This is a genomic window from Rhizobium sp. S152 (assembly GCF_030380735.1).
Classification (GTDB): domain Bacteria; phylum Pseudomonadota; class Alphaproteobacteria; order Rhizobiales; family Rhizobiaceae; genus Rhizobium.
The window spans coordinates 56,436-73,306 of the sequence record NZ_JAUDRZ010000003.1 but is presented as its reverse complement, the minus strand read 5'-3'; the positions used below and the strand labels follow the sequence as shown (position 1 = coordinate 73,306).

General features: G+C 58.9%; 15 protein-coding genes and 4 pseudogenes. 8 read left to right on the top strand and 11 right to left on the bottom strand.

Annotation, left to right across the window (positions count from 1 at the left end; all coding sequences use genetic code 11):
- Positions 1-14 precede the first annotated feature (14 nt).
- Positions 15-249 (top strand): annotated as a pseudogene (locus QTL95_RS05025) (IS5/IS1182 family transposase); the annotation flags it as partial.
- On the opposite strand, the gene QTL95_RS05020 reads toward QTL95_RS05025, so the two are convergent.
- The 3 genes from QTL95_RS05020 to QTL95_RS05010 are packed head-to-tail and all read right to left on the bottom strand — an operon-like array spanning position 241 to position 4,057.
- On the bottom strand, positions 241-2,541 hold the full coding sequence (locus QTL95_RS05020) for a xanthine dehydrogenase family protein molybdopterin-binding subunit (RefSeq protein WP_442981254.1): 2,301 nt from the start codon (positions 2,539-2,541) through the stop codon (positions 241-243). The pseudogene QTL95_RS05025 and the gene QTL95_RS05020 overlap by 9 nt on opposite strands.
- On the bottom strand, positions 2,538-3,527 hold the full coding sequence (locus QTL95_RS05015) for an FAD binding domain-containing protein (RefSeq protein ID WP_289718874.1): 990 nt from the start codon (positions 3,525-3,527) through the stop codon (positions 2,538-2,540). Before QTL95_RS05015 ends, QTL95_RS05020 begins: the two co-directional genes overlap by 4 nt.
- On the bottom strand, positions 3,524-4,057 hold the full coding sequence (locus QTL95_RS05010; protein WP_289718873.1) for a 2Fe-2S iron-sulfur cluster-binding protein: 534 nt from the start codon (positions 4,055-4,057) through the stop codon (positions 3,524-3,526). Before QTL95_RS05010 ends, QTL95_RS05015 begins: the two co-directional genes overlap by 4 nt.
- 336 nt (positions 4,058-4,393) lie before the next feature.
- Between QTL95_RS05010 and QTL95_RS05005 the strand changes: the two genes are divergently transcribed.
- A complete protein-coding gene (locus QTL95_RS05005) occupies positions 4,394-5,713 on the top strand; it encodes a hypothetical protein (protein ID WP_289718872.1) in 1,320 nt (439 codons plus the stop codon).
- A gap of 3 nt (positions 5,714-5,716) precedes the next feature.
- Here QTL95_RS05005 and QTL95_RS05000 read toward each other — a convergent pair whose 3' ends face one another.
- From QTL95_RS05000 to QTL95_RS04970, 7 genes and pseudogenes are all read right to left on the bottom strand, one after another.
- Positions 5,717-6,289, bottom strand: a complete 573-nt coding sequence (locus QTL95_RS05000; protein ID WP_289718871.1) for a hypothetical protein — start codon at positions 6,287-6,289, stop codon at positions 5,717-5,719.
- Positions 6,279-6,842, bottom strand: coding sequence for a hypothetical protein (locus QTL95_RS04995; protein ID WP_289718870.1), 564 nt, complete (start codon positions 6,840-6,842; stop codon positions 6,279-6,281). The genes QTL95_RS05000 and QTL95_RS04995 overlap by 11 nt, the downstream gene beginning before the upstream one ends.
- Complete coding sequence (locus QTL95_RS04990; protein ID WP_289718869.1) at positions 6,839-7,420, bottom strand: hypothetical protein; 582 nt, start codon at positions 7,418-7,420, stop codon at positions 6,839-6,841. The genes QTL95_RS04995 and QTL95_RS04990 overlap by 4 nt, the downstream gene beginning before the upstream one ends.
- A 127-nt stretch (positions 7,421-7,547) precedes the next feature.
- Positions 7,548-7,682, bottom strand: a pseudogene (locus QTL95_RS04985) (SDR family oxidoreductase); the annotation flags it as partial.
- Between the two features lie 100 nt (positions 7,683-7,782).
- Positions 7,783-9,267, bottom strand: a complete 1,485-nt coding sequence (locus QTL95_RS04980; RefSeq protein ID WP_289718868.1) for a sulfatase family protein — start codon at positions 9,265-9,267, stop codon at positions 7,783-7,785.
- A 29-nt stretch (positions 9,268-9,296) separates the two neighbouring features.
- Entirely contained in the window at positions 9,297-10,109 is an 813-nt protein-coding gene (locus QTL95_RS04975) for a substrate-binding domain-containing protein (protein WP_289719187.1), read from the bottom strand.
- Between the two features lie 51 nt (positions 10,110-10,160).
- Positions 10,161-10,319: pseudogene (locus tag QTL95_RS04970) on the bottom strand (LacI family DNA-binding transcriptional regulator); the annotation flags it as partial.
- A 78-nt stretch (positions 10,320-10,397) separates the two neighbouring features.
- Between QTL95_RS04970 and QTL95_RS04965 the strand changes: the two are divergent.
- The 6 genes and pseudogenes from QTL95_RS04965 to QTL95_RS04940 form a co-directional block, all read left to right on the top strand.
- On the top strand, positions 10,398-11,885 hold the full coding sequence (locus QTL95_RS04965) for a sulfatase family protein (protein ID WP_289718867.1): 1,488 nt from the start codon (positions 10,398-10,400) through the stop codon (positions 11,883-11,885).
- Between the two features lie 53 nt (positions 11,886-11,938).
- Positions 11,939-12,856: a formylglycine-generating enzyme family protein gene (locus QTL95_RS04960; RefSeq protein WP_289718866.1), complete on the top strand. Its 918-nt coding sequence runs from the start codon at positions 11,939-11,941 to the stop codon at positions 12,854-12,856.
- The gene (locus tag QTL95_RS04955) at positions 12,853-13,653 is read left to right on the top strand and encodes an ABC transporter permease (protein WP_289718865.1); all 801 of its coding nucleotides are present in this window, start codon (positions 12,853-12,855) and stop codon (positions 13,651-13,653) included. Before QTL95_RS04960 ends, QTL95_RS04955 begins: the two co-directional genes overlap by 4 nt.
- Positions 13,650-14,420: an ABC transporter ATP-binding protein gene (locus QTL95_RS04950; RefSeq protein WP_289718864.1), complete on the top strand. Its 771-nt coding sequence runs from the start codon at positions 13,650-13,652 to the stop codon at positions 14,418-14,420. Before QTL95_RS04955 ends, QTL95_RS04950 begins: the two co-directional genes overlap by 4 nt.
- 43 nt (positions 14,421-14,463) lie before the next feature.
- On the top strand, positions 14,464-15,438 hold the full coding sequence (locus tag QTL95_RS04945; RefSeq protein ID WP_442981262.1) for an aliphatic sulfonate ABC transporter substrate-binding protein: 975 nt from the start codon (positions 14,464-14,466) through the stop codon (positions 15,436-15,438).
- Positions 15,439-15,546: 108 nt separating this feature from the next.
- Positions 15,547-15,657 (top strand): annotated as a pseudogene (locus QTL95_RS04940) (ABC transporter ATP-binding protein); the annotation flags it as partial.
- An 83-nt stretch (positions 15,658-15,740) separates the two neighbouring features.
- On the opposite strand, the gene QTL95_RS04935 reads toward QTL95_RS04940, so the two are convergent.
- A complete protein-coding gene (locus QTL95_RS04935) occupies positions 15,741-16,751 on the bottom strand; it encodes a nitroreductase family protein (protein ID WP_289718862.1) in 1,011 nt (336 codons plus the stop codon).
- Positions 16,752-16,871 lie beyond the last annotated feature (120 nt).

The window sequence follows — 16,871 nt, the reverse complement described above, 5'->3', positions numbered from 1 at the left end:
GGAGTTACTGAAGCCTTTTGTCCGATCGCGTCTACTACGCCGACAACCTGCCTAGGATCATTTTGGCCCAGGCGGCGAACGGTCATACCGCCGCGTCGTCATCGCAAATAATAGTATGCTTGCGATCGTGTTGCTTACCACCACTGATGGGGCATCGAGAGCTTCTTTGCCAAGCTCAAACAATGGCGGCGCAGCGCAACACGCTGCGACAAGCTTCCCATTTTCCGAGGGACCATCTCCTTAAATGCCCATGGTACGTTGCACCTTTTCCAGAGTGATCGGAAGGTCACGAACCCGGATACCTGTCGCATTGTAAACGGCATTGGCAACAGCCGCGCCGACCCCGGTAATGCCGATTTCGCCAATGCCGCGTGCGCCCATCGGCGCCTGCGGATCGGGTGTGCCGGTGTAGAGAACATCAATGTTAGGAACGTCCATCTGCACCGGTACATGATACTCGGCCAGCGAAGCATTGACGATCCGGCCGCTCCTTTCATCGAAATTCGTCTCTTCCATCAGCGCCAGGCCGATGCCCATAACGATGCCGCCCTTGAATTGGCTGGTCGCCGTCTTGGCGTTCAGGATCTGGCCGGCGTCGAAGGAGCCGAGAAAACGTGATACGCGGATTTCACCCGTAAAAGCGCTGACGCGCACCTCACAGAACTGAGCGCCGTATGAGTGCATGGAAAAGGCTTCCATTTCCGCCGGCGGCGGCGCCTCGGCCTGGCAGACCAGTTCCTCGCGGCCAGAGCGGTTTAGAATGGACTGATAGCTCTCAAAACGGTCGACGTCATCGAGATGGCCGAGGCCACCATCGCGTGGTTCGACATCGCCGAGCGACAGGCCGGCCAATGGCGAGTCGTTGCCGGCGAGCTTGATCAATTCCTCGACAAAGACTTCAGTCGCCGCGATTACCGCACCGCCGATGGACGCGGTTTGGGTGGATCCACCAGCGATCACCCCGCGCGGAAGGCTGCTGTCGCCATACTCGAAGGTGACGCTTTCCATCGGCACGCCGAGGCGGGCGGCAATATGCTGTGCCTGGGCCGTCGCCGTACCCATGCCCATGTCGTGCACGGCTGTGGAGACGGTTACGTGACCCTCCGCCGTGAGCCTGATCTTCACCGCGCCACCAGGGAAGCGATGGTAGGGATAAGTCGCGGTGGCGCAGCCCATGCCGATCAGCCATTCACCCTCGCGTTTCTGCCGCGGCGTCCCGCTGCGGTTCCGCCAGCCAAAACGCTCGGCGCCTTTTTCATAGGCTTCGATCAGATAGCGTGATGAAAATGGCTTGCCGGTGGTTGGGTCCGATTTTGGCTCGATGCGGCGGCGCAGTTCGATGGGATCGAGGCCGAGTTTTTCCGCCAGCTCGTCGATCGCACACTCGAGCGCGAAGGTCCCGACGGACTCACCGGGTGCGCGCATAAAGGTGTTGGCGAGCATATCCATATCGGCGACATCCTGCGCGAGCTTGAATGTTTTGGCCGCGTAGAGATGGCGAGCGGGGAAGGTGAACTGTTCCGGGCAGGAATTGTGCAGTGTCATGGCCGCCGTGCCGGTATGGATGAGCGCATCCAGCGTGCCATCCGCACGCGCACCGAGCGCCACCCGCTGTTCCGTCACCGTGCGGCCTCCGACGACGCGAAACACGCCTTCGCGAGACAGCATGATGCGCACCGGCCGCTCGGCGAGTTTCGAGGCCGCGATAGCAAGGATTTGATGATCCCACAGACACTTCCCGCCGAAGCCGCCACCGACATAGGGCGAGGTTACGCGGACTTTGCCGGGCTCAAGGCCGAAGATATCGCCAAGCTGGCCAGCGGTCAGGTCAAGCAACTGGCTGGCATCATGCACGCGCAGTTCTTCGCCTTTCCACGCAACCGTTGCCGCATGCAGTTCGATGGCGTTGTGGTTGTGCCGCGGCGTCCGGTAGATGATATCCACCTTGACCTCGGCATTGGCGAGAGCTGTTTCCGCATCGCCGATCTCCAGCACGGGCGGCTGGCCAAGCAGGGTTTCCAACTGCCTCGGCGTCCGTTTCGCCTCATCGAACGAGGTCACGGCAGGTAGGCTTGCATAACTCGCCCTGATGAGCGAGGCCCCATAATCGGCTTGCTCCTGCGTTTCGGCCAGAACGAGCGCAATCGGCTGGCCGTTCCAGTGGATTTCGTCATTCTGCATCACCGGCAGGTCGCTGGCGCCAGCGGCTGTCGGAGAAGACATCATCAACGACGGCGCCTTCATGCGCGGCGCATTGTGATAGGTCATGACGAGTATGACGCCGGGCGCCGCTTCCGCAGCCGCCACATCGAGCTCCGTGATTTTTCCGCGCGCTATACTGCTGAAAGCGAGTGCGGCATAACTGATGTTTTCATAATGAAACTCGGCGGCAAACCGGGCCTTTCCCTGGACCTTCAAGGGACCGTCGACGCGCGAAACAGGTTGCCCGAGAGCGCCATGTTTGCGCAGCATCGGATCGGATGTGACGGCCGGTTGCCAGCGGCCAGGCTTGTTATTATCGGCTTCAGGCTGGACACTCATGCGTTTTCTCCCTTCAATTCGTCAAGCACGGCAACAATCGTGCGTCTTGCCAGTTCGATCTTGAATGCATTCTCGCCGAGAGCGACGGCATCGGCGAGTTCGGCTTCGGCGGCAGCCCGGAAGCTTTCCGTGCCGGCCACCTGCCCCTTCAATGCAAGTTCCGTCTTCGTGGCGCGCCATGGCTTGTGGGCAACGCCACCGAGCGCAAGACGCACGTCGCGCACGGTGCCCGCTTCGTCGATATCGAGCGCGGCCGCGACAGATATGAGCGCGAAGGCATAGCTGGCACGGTCACGAACCTTTCGGTAGGTCGAGCGGCGCGCAAAGCCGAGCGATGGGATCTCGATAGCCGTGATCAATTCATCGGGCTGCAGTTCCGTCTCAATCTCGGGACGATCGCCCGGCAGGCGGTGCAGTTCGCTCAGGGGCATGCTGCGGCCACCGGTCGGACCCTGCAGATGTACAATCGCATCAAGCGCGACCAGAGCGACGCACATGTCTGACGGGTGGGTGGCGACACAGGCATCGGATGCGCCGAGAATGGCGTGGTAGCGATTGAACCCTTCAAGCGCGTCGCATCCGGCTTGCGGCTGGCGCTTGTTGCAGCGTGCCGCATTGTCGTAAAAATAGCGACAGCGGGTGCGTTGCAGAATATTGCCACCGACCGTCGCGACGTTGCGGATCTGCGCGCTCGCGCCTGCCAGGATAGAGCGCGACAACAGCGGGAAATCGGACCGCACTGCCGGATGCGCGGCGAGCGCCGTGTTTTTCGCGGCCGCACCGATCAGTAGGCTACCGTCGGCACGCTGCTCGATGTCGCCAGGCAGATGGGTGACATCGACCAGCGTTTCAGGCTGTTCGACCGTTTCTCGCATGAGATCGACGAGATTTGTGCCGCCGCCAAGATATTTCGCGGCGGGGCCGGCTTTCTTCAAAGTGATGGCGGATGTGGCGTCCGACGCTTGCTGGTAGGAAAAGATGTTCATGCCCGTGCCCTTTCCTTGGTCGGAGCTGCGGTCTGGTGCGCCAGCGTTTCGGAGATCGCCTCGACGATGCCGTTGTAAGCTCCACATCGACAGAGATTGCCGCTCATGCGTTCACGGATTTCGCGCTCGTCGATCGGTATATTGTCGGCCATGAGATCGCCGGTGACGACGCTCGGGATGTTGCGTTCGATTTCACCCGCCATCCCGATGGCGGAACAGAGCTGGCCCGGCGTGCAGTAGCCGCACTGAAAGCCGTCGTGTTCGATAAAGGCTTGCTGCAGCGGATGGAGATTGCCATTGGCGGCGAGCCCTTCCACCGTGGTGATGCTGCGGCCCTGATACTGAACCGCCAGCGCCAGGCAGGAATTGATGCGCTCGCCATCCACCAACACGGTGCAGGCGCCGCACGCTCCTTGATCGCATCCCTTCTTGGTTCCTGTGTAACCCAAATAGTTACGCATGAGATCGAGCAAGGAGACACGGATATCCGCCTCGACCTCGATAGCCTCTCCGTTGATGATAAAATGCATAAGACATCTCCTTTGACCGAAAAGCATTGGCGATGATTGACCACAGGAACGAAACGAATGTCCGCGGCCATTGATCCCTGGCGATGGAATATTTCCGCCGCGTTCGGAGAACTTGCCCAGGACGCAGCACAATTTTTCAGGCGCGGAGCAACGTTGTCTGGCGACCGGGGCCGTCGAACGCAGTACGATCATTCCATCGCGATGGACGAGAAAAGCTCGAATTCCTCAATCGACGGACCGTCAAGATCGAAGCGGATGTGGGTCGTCTAAGGGCTGCGGAGCCGGCCCGCTCAACGACGTTCTTGGCCATTCATCGTCGGAATGGTATCAGGAACAATGTCCTATTCCGCTCAGCCGACCACTTCCGACGGCGGCTTCCAGACCGCGATGCATCAGCTGCGATTGACAGGATCTCTCCTCTGGCGGTTCTGGCCGCAATTGGCGGCCCTCTGGCTGCTCGGTTTCATCGGCAATCTTCTCCTCAATGAAGTTGCTGCAATGATCGGGCGCTGGAATTCGCTTGCGGGTCTGTCGATCCTCGCCTTGGTAGTGTTGTTGAAGCTTGTCGTCATCGTGGCCCTGTTCGAGACGGTTCGGCACGGCCTTCCGGCGCTGAATGCCGCGTCACATCGCTTGACGGATCATCCGGATAGGCCGATCGAGGCGAAGGCGCCTCCCGGCGATTTTCTCAGCGCTCTGGCGCTCAGCCTTGTCCCCTTCTTCGCCTTCTACACCGCGTGGGGTTTTCTCGGCGATACGGTGAGGGACTATTCCCGCTTGTCGCTCAGCCTGTTCATGGCAGGCGAGACTGCCGGCGGCCTGCTCGACGTCTCCGGAGGCAAATGGCTGATCGTACCCGTCGTCATCGCCTGGGCCGTGAGGCAGTTCGCAAAGGCTAGGCACAAGCGTTCGCACGCGCCGATCTGGCCGATCCTCATTGTGGTCTGCGAAGCCAACTGGGCGTTCATCGGTCTTTTCGTCCTGTCGGAGTGGCAGGATGAGATCACGGCCTGGTTCAGCCATATCCCGGAAACGATCGGCACTGTGCTCAGCCTGCTTGCGCCAGTAACGGACGCTACCGCGCAACAGGACGTGCCACTTCCACCCGAATTCGCTTCACCGCCGATCGCAACGCAGCTCTTCAGTTTGTTCTTCTATGCGCTCTACCCTGTCGTCTGGCTCACACTAGCAGCCCTCGTCTACGGCTATGACATCGATAACGAGCGCACGCCTGGCGAGGGGCGCCTTGCCGGCGCGGTGTCCCGCTGGAAGGCGCTGCCGAAGTCGGTGCGTGATTTCATTTCGCACTTCATTTCGGGCACGTTGAAACGCTATCGCGCACTTGCCGAGGGGATCGGCCTGGCGCTGAATTCCGGTATTGGTCCGGTTCTCGTCGCCATTGTCGCCTACCGGCTGCTGGATTGGGGATCCGCCTGGACCTGGTACGGGCTAACACAGTTTATTGGTCCGCATGACCTGCCGCTGTGGCAGGTCATCGCCCAGACGATTTCGCCCTTCATTGGCACGCCCAGCGATCCGGGAGAGGGCCTGCTGATCACACCGATAAAGATTTGCCTGCTGGCGGCGACCCTCGAAATCGGCTTCGCCCAGGGTCGGGAATGGAGAGGGCGAGAGTTGCGTCCCGGCGAGGCGTGATTCTCAGTTCAGCGCGAGCGGAAAGCTGATCGCCTGCGGCCGCAAGGCCGCGACGCTCAACCTGACTGACAATGCGGGGACCGCCGCAGCGGGAACCACGAACTTCTCTTCGATCAACGCGGCATGATCTTGACGAGGGGGATCGAGCGACGTGATACCGCAGCCTTTCAAGGGTTCGTTGGCAGGTTCCAGATCGCGGCTGATGTCATTCGAAAGGCTCACGTCGAGCGGCAGCCAACGGCGCTCCGTCCCGTCCACCAGACTGACCTCGCATTGGCCCCAGCCGTCACCGATATCGCGGGCGGCAGTTGCAACCATGCGAACGATGACAAGTCGCATCTCGCCGGGAAGACGCAACTGCGTGTCCCGTCCGTCGCCAATCAGTCTCACCTTCTCGAGGCGCCACGTGGCGCCAGCGTAGTCGAGCTGGCCGGATCCCTGTACCACATCGTTTTCTATCCGATGCCTGTAATCCTCGATGTTCCGCCATGCATTGATCGCAACGGCTGTCGCGACCAGAAACGGTAGGCTTGCGAGCGAGAGCCACCATGTCCTTCGCGCGCGGTCAAACACCATCTTTGCGGATCTCCAATCTGGTTTGCGGCGCGGTGTCATCCGGTTCTAGCGACACGCTGATCTCGTCCTTGAGCTGCGGATCATACTGTTCGGAAAGCAGCAGCTTCATGCTCCGTATCTCATCCTCCGGCAGCTCGAAGACGAACAGACCCGTCGTCGGCAGGCCGGGCTGGACTATTTTCGCCGAGAGAATGTTCGGTGCCTCCCCTGCCCGCCGCGACTGGCGGTACATTCGGCCGGAGGCACCGATCAGCGTTGCAGCACGAACCGGCATGGTTTTCTGGAACGCCATCAACTCGGCAGAGACCACCACCCAGACCCCCGAGCTCCGCAGATCGATTGCCCGTCCGAACTGTTCATAGGCAATGGCTTTCGCTTTCAGGATGCGATTGACCTTCACGCTGAAGGTATCACTCGAAACCGTCTCGCTCTGGCGACCCTCGGTGTTAATCGGCCCGGTCAATGTCGCATAGGGTGGCGTCGTCGCCTGGAGTGCCGCAAGCAGAACCGCCGCCGCAAGAACGGCTGGAATCACAAAGGCCGGGCGCATCATGGTTTTCCCTCCGACGTCTCGTCATCCAGCGGCAGTGCTATTTCTACAATGGTTCCCGCCGGAAACCAGCCGGGCGCGCTGTAGAGATTGTCCCTAGGCTTGAAGAACTCGCTCTCGACCTGCAGCGTCAGAACATCTGGCAAGGCGACATTCTCCGGAACCTCCCATACAGCAGTCACTGCCTCGGGCATTCGCGGCTGCAAATCCCACAGGATTGCCTGGTCACGCGTCAGATAATATTGCGGTTTCTGGACATCGTGTAGATTGGCCGGTTTGATCAGTCCGCCATAGAGATTAGAGCTCTGTGCCGAGATATTCTCCAGCATCATGCTGACGACGATGGCCTTCTTGCCCGAAGATATTCTTGCTCCATTCGGCATCGCTTTGCCTACAGTGCTTCCGGTGACGGCCACCTTCCATCGTCCGGCCTCCACCGGTGTCCCGGCCTCGACCTGAGGAACCACATCGGCCTGCCTGCGCTCATACAGCGAGTACCCAAGTGAAATTGTTGCTGCCAGGAGCCCGCCAGCGCCGGCGAGCAGCTTCGCCAGCCACGCCTTGCTCGTCTTCGACCTCATCGCTCGTTTCGGCCCGCCCATCTTTTCATAGCTACTTTAGATACCGGCTTTCAGTCAGCTTTTCGACCAAAACCAAGGTTTTTCCCTGCCTCTTCCGTTTTGCCGTCTCGAAACGGATTGCTGCAGGCTAAGTGATACCCGCGTCTACTAAAAACTGAGCGCCCGTACATCCCCGTGCATCGTCGGAAGCCAGGAACAGTGCCATCGCGGCAACGTCTCGGGCGACCAACCTTATCTTGAAGGATTGAGCATTCATGATTTCAGCGAGAGCATCTGATGTTCGCCAAAGAAGATCTTACAGGCTCCCGCCGGTGATCAGCACCACCCGCCCTTCAAGGCTTCGATCACGTGTAAAGGGGCTATCAGGCATTGCGTGATGCTCCTGCTGGCGTATGGCCTCCGACCTCGGAGGTGATGGCCTGCGTCCATCCCTGTGTTTTCAGGTCACTCCTGATCCGCCATTTGAGGATTTCAGTGATCAGTCCTTGCTTGACCCGTTGATGTCCTTGATCTGCCCATAGATCGTTGATCTCCAGCGGGTCGTCCTGGAGGTCAAACAGCTGCCCCTCGTCGCTTTCGACGAAGTGAACCAGCTTATAGCGGCTGTCACGAATCATGGTCATGAACTCAGTGCCGCTCAAAATGCGGTCTCCCGCATGTTCCGAGTAAACAAACTGCCGCGGGATGACCTCTTCCCCCTGCAGATAAGGCAACAGCGACCGCGCCTCCATCCAATTCGGTGCAGCGAGGCCTGCAAGCTCCAGCATCGTTGGCCCGAAATCAAAGAGTGAAACCAGGTCATCGACCCGACGCCCCCGCGCAACACCTGTCGGCGACCAAACGACCGCCGGCACTCTGACGCTCTGCTCGTACATGGTCCATTTCTGGCTGTGACCATGGTCGTTCAGGCAATCTCCATGATCCGACGTGAAGATGATGATCGTGTCATCCAGAACCCCTCGCCTCTCAAGCGCCTCCACCAGCTTGCCGACCTGGTTGTCGATCATCGAGACGTTGGCGAAATAATGCTGGCGTTGCCGCCGCAATTGCTCGTCACTCGGGTTTTCGAGGTGGACGACGGCATCATGGTCGACAGACAGATGTTGTTCGCGAAGCTTCTTGAGAGCCGAAGGCTGACGGTCGATCGCATCCCGGTCGATGATCGGCATGGGAAGGGATCGACCGTCGTAGATGTCCAGATACTCCTGCGTAGGATCATAAGGCGGATGGGGACCAGGGATTCCGACTTGAAGAAAGAACGGTTCCTTTCCCTGATAGCGGTCCAACCACATGGCTGCGAGTTCAGGGACGAAGTTGTCCGAATGGAGATGATCTGGCAGATTCCAGACGAAAGCGCCTAGGCGCTCACGGTAATCTTTGCGCCTGCGGTAGGTGACGCGGCTCGGCTTTTCCACGCCATGGGACCAGAATGCCTTGTCCCAGTTGTCGAGGTAGAAAGGCAGGCGATCCGTCGCACGGTCCTTGTTTTCGACAACATGACGCTCGTGAAACCCGAAGGAATCTTCGAAAGGGGACGTGTGCATCTTGCCGACATTGATGCATCGGTATCCGGCGTCAGCCAACTGACGCACCCAGCTATGGGTCCAACGCTCATCGTTTCGAAACACACCGTTCGTGTGGGGATAGAGCCCCGTGAACAGGCTTGCTCGCGACGGCGCACAGGAAGGCGAGGTGACGTACATGTTGCTGAAGCACACGCCCTCGCGCACCATCCTATCGAGGTTCGGCGTGACCATATGGTCAAATCCCATCGCCGCGATCGTATCGAACCGCTGCTGGTCAGTCAGAATGAAAACGATGTTTGGGGTCTTCCTAGTATCGGCCACACCCGTCCCTCCCATGGATCAGTTGGTCGTCAGATCGAACGAGTGCTGTCGCGTCCGACAAGCTCCCAATCAAGGGTCAGCGTCTTTGGAGGCTCATCCTCGATACGGGCGAGAATCGCCTCGGCGGTTTTCTCGCCAATCCGTTGGCGATCGGGCCTGACGGTGGAAAGCGATGGCGTCATGCAGCTTGATGCTTCGCTATCGCCGAAGCCAATGACGGCGACGTCTTCAGGCACGCGCCTGTCCATATCTTTTAGCGCGCGCAGAACGCCGAATGCGATGACGTCACTGTTGCAAATGACTCCGTCGATATCAGGATGCTTGCTAAGCAGTTCCCTGACGAGAAGATCACCCAAGTCTGGCTTGCCAGCTTCCTGCCTCGTGGCGAATACCAATTCTCCCAACCTGCCTGCAGCGATTGTGTCCGCAGCTCCCTTCGCGCGTTTCTGCGCTCTCGTATCGTTGTCACGCATGCTGCCCAGAAACGCCAACCTCTTGCAGCCACGCTCGATCAAATGACGCGCTTGCGCGGCACCGATTGCGGTGTGGTCCATGCCAACCGCGGTATCGATGACATCCCCGCCGACATCCCACATCTCGATGATCGGCACGCCGGAGGCGCGAAGAAGCTCGGTCACTTTTGGCGGATGATCGACGCCGATGATCGCCACCGCGGCCGGCCTCCAGCTGAGAATGGAGCGGACAAGCGTCACCTCCTGATCCGGATCATACCGGGTATTTGCCAACATCACCTGAAGGTTGCTTTTCAGCAAAGCAGACTGCAACGCGTCCAGGATCGATGCGAACTCGGAGTGATAGAGCGAGGTGACGACGACACCCACGATGTCGGATCGAGTGCCGGAAAGACCACCCGCCAATCTATTGGGAACGTAGTTCAACTCATCCATGGCCTTGGTGATCTGTCGCCGCAGTTCGGCGCGGACGGTATTGGGTGCTCGAAGAGCTCTCGATACCGTATTTACCGACACACCGACCATGGCTGCCACGGATGCGAGCGTTGGCGGAGATGTCCTTCCCAGCTGATCTGACATCTTTTTCACTTTGCTCCGCCAAAATGATACCGTTGCGTTATCGATAACTTTATGCCATCGTTTTGCTCAGGAGACAAGTTGGCGGCGGCAAAGTCTGTCGACTTGGCAGGAGAAAACGGGAGGCCGCCGTTGGCGAACAAGCCCAACATCATTTTGATCATGACCGATCAGCAGCGGTACGATTCCATCGCAGCGCTCGGTTTTCCATATGCCATCACCCCCAACCTCGATCGGTTGGTCGAAAAGGGGGTGGCCTTTACCAATTGCCATATAACGGCACCAAGCTGCGTTCCGTCCCGAGCCAGCCTTTTCACGGGATATTACCCTCACACCACCGGGGTCTTGGCGAACGGCCAGCGCTGGCAGCATACCTGGGTCGAGCAGCTCCGAGACGCAGGCTATCGCTGCGTCAATGTCGGAAAGATGCACACCATCCCCTACGACTCGGATTCCGGCTTTCACGAGCGTTACGTCGTGGAAAACAAGGACCGATACATGGAAGGCCGTTGGTACTTCGATGAATGGGACAAGGCGCTGGCCGCGAACGGCCTGGTAAAACAGCAGCGAGAAACCTATCGCGAGCGAGACGATTACGGTGATCGCCTGGGCTGTTTCGATTGGGAGTTGCCGGAGCAACTTCATTCGGATGCGTTCGTCGGCAACATGGCGAAATGGTGGGTCAACACGTATCCTGCGACCGAACCGCTATTCCTGCAGGTCGGCTTTCCGGGCCCCCACCCGCCATTCGATCCACCGGCGCGATACTCCGAACCGTTCCTCAAGCGAAATGACCTGCCTCTTCCCAAACCAACGAAGGAAGAGCTGGAAACGTTGCATCAGGAACTGAAGGACAAGCGACAACATGATGTGGAGGTCGACCACGACTCCGTCGTCTGGAGCCTCGATCCGACGCCGGACCAGATGCACCGCCTGTGGGCCCACTACCTTGGAAACGTGACACTGATCGACGAGAAGATCGGTGAGTTGCTCGAAGCTCTCGAGGAGCGGGGCTATCTGGAAGATGCCATCGTCATCTTCACCTCCGATCATGGAGAGTGCTTGGGGGAGCATGGGCTGATCCAGAAATGGTCGATGTATGACATCGTCACGAGGGTGCCAACGATCATCTGGTCGACGGCCGGCCGCTTCGAAGGCGGCCGCTCAGTCGAGGGACTGTGTCAGCTATTCGATCTGGGGCCGACGATCCTGGAATATGCGGGGCTGACCCCTCCGTCCACATTCGAAGCCAGAAGCCTGAAATCCGCACTGGAAGGTGACGACTGGAAACCTCGTACACACGTCTTCTGCGAACAAATTGGCGACGTCGCTATGGCAGGCGGCGTCGAATTCATGACGGCAGTTCGCGACGAGCGATGGAAACTGGTGCACTTCAAGGGATCGAATGACGGCCAGCTGTTCGACCTTCAGAGCGATCCGAAGGAGGTCAACAACCTGTGGAGCAATTCGGCCTATGCAGATCGGAAGCGCGATCTGTTGGACGTGATGCGCGATTGGCTGATCGAGTCGAACTTCAAGACCAGAGACCTGACGGTGGCGAGCCGATGAACCCGTCTTCGTCAACTCTATCGGCCTCTCCGAGGACGTCGCCGCCTCAAGACATGATCCATATTCAGGGCGGCACATTCGCCATGGGCGACACTCGCTTTTATCCGGAAGAGGGTCCGGTCCGCGAGGTGACGGTGGGCGACTTCTGGATTGACGCCGCGCCTGTTACCAATCGCGAGTTCTCGCGCTTTATCGATGAGACCGGATACAAAACTTCCGCCGAGGTTGCTCCCGATCCTGCCGCTTACCCGGGGGCCGATCCGGCAATGCTGGTGCCGGGCTCGCTGGTCTTTCGAGCACCGCGCGAGGCGGAAGACATGCGGTTTTGGGGTGACTGGTGGCATTATGTTTCTGGTGCCTGCTGGAGAAGACCGGACGGCGTTGACGCGCTTGCGGAACATCAACTTGACCATCCGGTTGTGCATGTCTCTTTCTCTGACGCCGATGCCTACGCCGCTTGGGCCGGAAAAACGTTGCCAACAGAGGCTCAATGGGAGTTTGCGGCTCGTGGTGGCCTGTCCGGAGCACCCTATAGCTGGGGCGACGAGTTCGAGCCGGGTGGCCATGCCATGGCCAACGTTTGGAACGGCAACTTCCCGATGGCCGACACCACGGGCAAGAAAGTGGGAACCTCACCGGTCAGATCATATCCAGCGAACGGGTATGGCCTTTTCGATATGATCGGAAACGTCTGGGAGTGGACCGCCGACTACTGGACGGAACGCCATTCATCAACTCCATCATGCTGCAAGGCGCAAAACCCAGATTTTTCGCCAGCCGAGGCGAGCTTCGATCCGATGCAGCCGAAGATAAGGATTGCACGCAAAGTCTTGAAGGGCGGCTCTCATCTTTGTGCCCCAACCTATTGCCGTCGCTATCGCCCGGCGGCCCGGCAGCCAGAGATGATCGATAGCGCCACCACGCATCTGGGTTTTCGCTGTGTTGCGCATACCGACAGGAGGTCGCAATGAGTGTGGCTATTAGCCCGTCGGTCTCGACGGCAAGACCGACTTTTTTCCGATCCCGACTGGGAATGGTCGCGATCAACGCGATTAGTATCGTATGCGGCATTGCGGCCTGGTGGATATTTACCGCTTTTGGCGTCGTCGGATTGCCAACTCCGGCTCAAGTGGCGGTTACGGCCGTCAACCTTGCTCGGCAGGGTCTGCTATGGTCGGACGCCCTGGCAAGCCTTGCCCGCGTCTTCACCGGGTTTGCCCTTGGCATCGCGCTTGCCATTCCCGTCGGCTTCCTGATGGGCTGGTATCGTATCGCTCGTGCCATCATCGAACCCTACGTCCAGTTCTTTCGGACAATTCCGCCGCTTGCCATCATTCCACTGGCTATCGTGACGCTTGGCATTGAGGAGACGCCGAAGATATTCGTCATCTTCCTGGCTTCGTTCCTGTCGAGCGTGGTTGCCACCTATCAGGGCGTCATCAGCGTGGACAAGACGCTGATCAATGCTGCCAGGGTTCTCGGCGCGAACGACTTTACGATCTTCCGGCGGGTCATCGTGCCCGCATCCCTACCCTATATCATGGTCGGTGTGCGCATCGGCCTGGGCTCGTCCTGGGCAACCGTTGTGGCGGCAGAACTTATCGCCGCCCAGTCCGGGCTCGGTTTCCGCATGCAGCAGGCGCAGCTCTACTACGACCTGCCGACGATCTTCGTGAGCCTGATTTCGATCGGCGTTCTTGGTCTCGTCATGGACCGTATCGTCATGGCGATCGATAGCGTCCTGACATCCTGGCAGGAGAAGTTATGACAACGAAAATCTCGTTTCAGAATGTCAGGAAAACCTTCGACATTGCTGGCCAGGCCGCTTTTACCGCACTGGAAGGCCTTTCCCTGGACATCCAGGATGGGGAGTTCATCACAGTCGTTGGACCTTCGGGCTGTGGCAAATCGACAGCCATGAACATCGCCGCCGGTCTGACGATGCCTTCAAGCGGACAAGTGACGGTCGACGGCATTCCCGTCAAAGGCCCTGGTCCGGAACGCGGGGTCATCTTCCAGCAGTACGCTTTGTTCCCATGGCTCACCGTCCGGAAGAACGTGGAGTTCGGACTTCAAATCGCTGGTCATCCGAAGGCCGAGCGTCGGCAGATCGCCGATCACTTCATCGACCTGGTAGGCCTGTCGGATTTTGCTGAGGCGTTGCCGAAGATGCTGTCCGGCGGCATGAAGCAACGATGCGCAATCGCCCGCGCCTACGCCGTCAATCCGAAGATCCTGCTGATGGACGAGCCCTTCGGTGCCCTGGATGCGCTTACGCGCGTCCAGCTTCAGGATCAGCTGTTGACCATGTGGAGCAAGGAACGGCGTACGGTGATGTTCATCACTCATGACGTCGATGAGGCTGTCTACCTGGCAAGTCGCGTAGTGGTGATGGCTGCACGGCCAGGTCGCCTGCACAAGATTGTCAACGTCGATCTGCCCTATCCCCGCACCGAGGAGATGCGATTGTCGCCCGAGTTTTCGGAACTGCGAAACGAGGTCTGGCGTGCCGTCTATCATCCGGTCGCCGCGTAGATCGAATGAAGCATCATCAGCTGTCAAAGGAGGAATGAACATGCTGACGAAACGAACCTTGTTGAAATCGGCGGCCGGTATCGCCGCTGCGAGCGTCTTCTCAATCGGCGGACGGGCAAGCGCCCAATCTTCTGATATGAGCATTGGCTACATTGCCGACTTCCCGAATGCCAGTGTCCTGGCCATCGCCAAGGATCAGAAACTCTGGGAAGCGGAGGGACTTGAACCTTCTGTCAAAGTCTTCACCAATGGTCCGATCCAGATCCAGGCAATGGGCGCCGGTAGCCTGAATTTCGGTACCATTGGTCCTGGTGCCCTTTGGCTTCCGGCAAGCGGCAAGGCAAAGGTCGTCGGCGTCAACGACATCGGCTTCTCCGACCGGGTCATCGTCCAGTCCACCATCAGTTCGATCGCAGAACTCAAAGGCAAGAAGGTCGGCGTACCCCAGGGAACGTCCGGCGACATGATCCTGCGCATGGCTCTTGCCAAGAACGGCATGACGATTTCCGATATTCAGATGGTGCCGATGGATCCGTCGACGATCGTTGCGGCATTCACGTCAAAGCAGATCGAAGCCGCCGGGATCTGGTACCCGTTGATCGACACGATCAAGCCCCGCGTTCCCGACATGAAGGAACTCGCCTCCAACGAGGACTTCTACCCGCAAACGTCGTTCATCAATACGTTCGTGGCGAGAAATGAAATTGTCGAGCAAAACCCCGATGTCGTCAAGAAATTCCTCCGCGTCATGAAGAAGGCGATGGACTACCGGGTTGCCAATCTCGACCACTCGATCGAGCTGACCACCGCGTTCTTGAATGCACCGAAGGAGGTGACGGAGAAGGTCGCCAGAAGCCGGAAGATGCTGACCAGTCAGGAACTGAACACGTTCACGAAGGACGGAACGGTCAATAAATGGCTGACCGACTTCAACAAGATGTTCCAGGATTTCGGGACCGTTAAGGATCCGCTGGCACCGGAAAAGTATTTCACGGCTGAGCTCTTCGTGAATTCTTAAAACACCAACTAACCCGCACTCTCATGCCTGAGCGCGGGTTAGCATGCGCAACTTCACACACATGTGCCGATCCGCGTTATGGCTGTAGACGAGCCGTACGCAAGCATTGTTTCGGCGGCTCCGATCCCGGATCCGAAGCCGGCGCGCAACCGCCAGCGCATCCGCCTGCAGGGCGACCCGCCGTCTCCGCTGAACCCACCACAGGGCTGCGTCTTGGCCCGGAAGTCATGATCATGTGTAATGGCGCCGCTGTTAAGAACGAGATCTAGCCAATCGTCTGAACCCGCTTTGGCGTGACCGCGTCAGGTCAAGGCGGGTTCGGTGCGCAGCACCAGCGACAGGGGCTTGCGCCGAGATACGGGCACTCTGAAATCCGCGCGCATGTGGCCAAATCCCATCAGGGTGATGACAACCTCGTTATCAGGAATTCCGACGCAGCGCCGCAGCATCCGGTCCTGATCACGCGCCGCGCTCCAGTTCAGCATGCAGGTTCCAAGTCCCTCCGCATGCAGGCCGAGCGCCAATGTCATCGCGAACATTCCGCCATCCACCCAGCACTGGTTTCGCTCGCCAATCGTATTCCAATGCGCCAGGTCAACCGCAACTATGAAGACGCCACCCAGTTGGTCGCCGAAGCCGCGATTGCCGCTGTGATGGGATAGAACCTTGGCGATCGACGTCGGCTCGGTGAAGGCGTAAACCCTGCAAGTCTGCCTATTGCAACTCGAGGGCGATTGCATCGCCGCCTGAACGGCGCGTTCGATCTTTGCAGGATCGACGGCCGCACCCTTCTCATACTGGCGCACACTGTGGCGGGCGTTCATGAACGATAGGAAATCGATGCCGGATGACCGTGTGATATCCTCGCTCGTGACGTGCTCACTGCCTCCGACGACAGGCTTGGATCGGCTTCCGCCCGCCTCCAGAAGGTCGTCGAGAAGTCCTTGAGCTTCGGATGCATCCGAGGCGGTCCCGGCATTGAAGGCAATGTAGGCAGCGAGGACCGAGATGCCTACATCCGACGTTTCGTCAGCTCCATAATCAGCCATGTACTTCGCCGTCTCGGCTGCAAGCATTCGCACCTTGTCCATCCCGAACCCGCTTCTGGGATCGGTCAGCGACATGCCGTATTCGAGCATGTGGGCGAGCAGATGAATATGGGCGCGGCGGTTTTCGCGCGTTCGCACACCGTCGATGAAGCTCGCATTGCGAAAGCGCCTGAAGTCATAGGCGTAGTTGGTGAACAACCTCCAGGCGGTCATCACCCTGTCACGGTAATTGGAAGATTTCTTTGCTGCCGCCGCGGAAGGCATGGCCGGTCTCCTGTCTGGTCCGAACGTCTGTTTCGGCCTAGAGCCTATGCATGGTGGCCGCGGCGTCAAACGGCGGTGATGGAGGGTGAAAGCCCACTCCTCAACTCGACCTGTTTGATA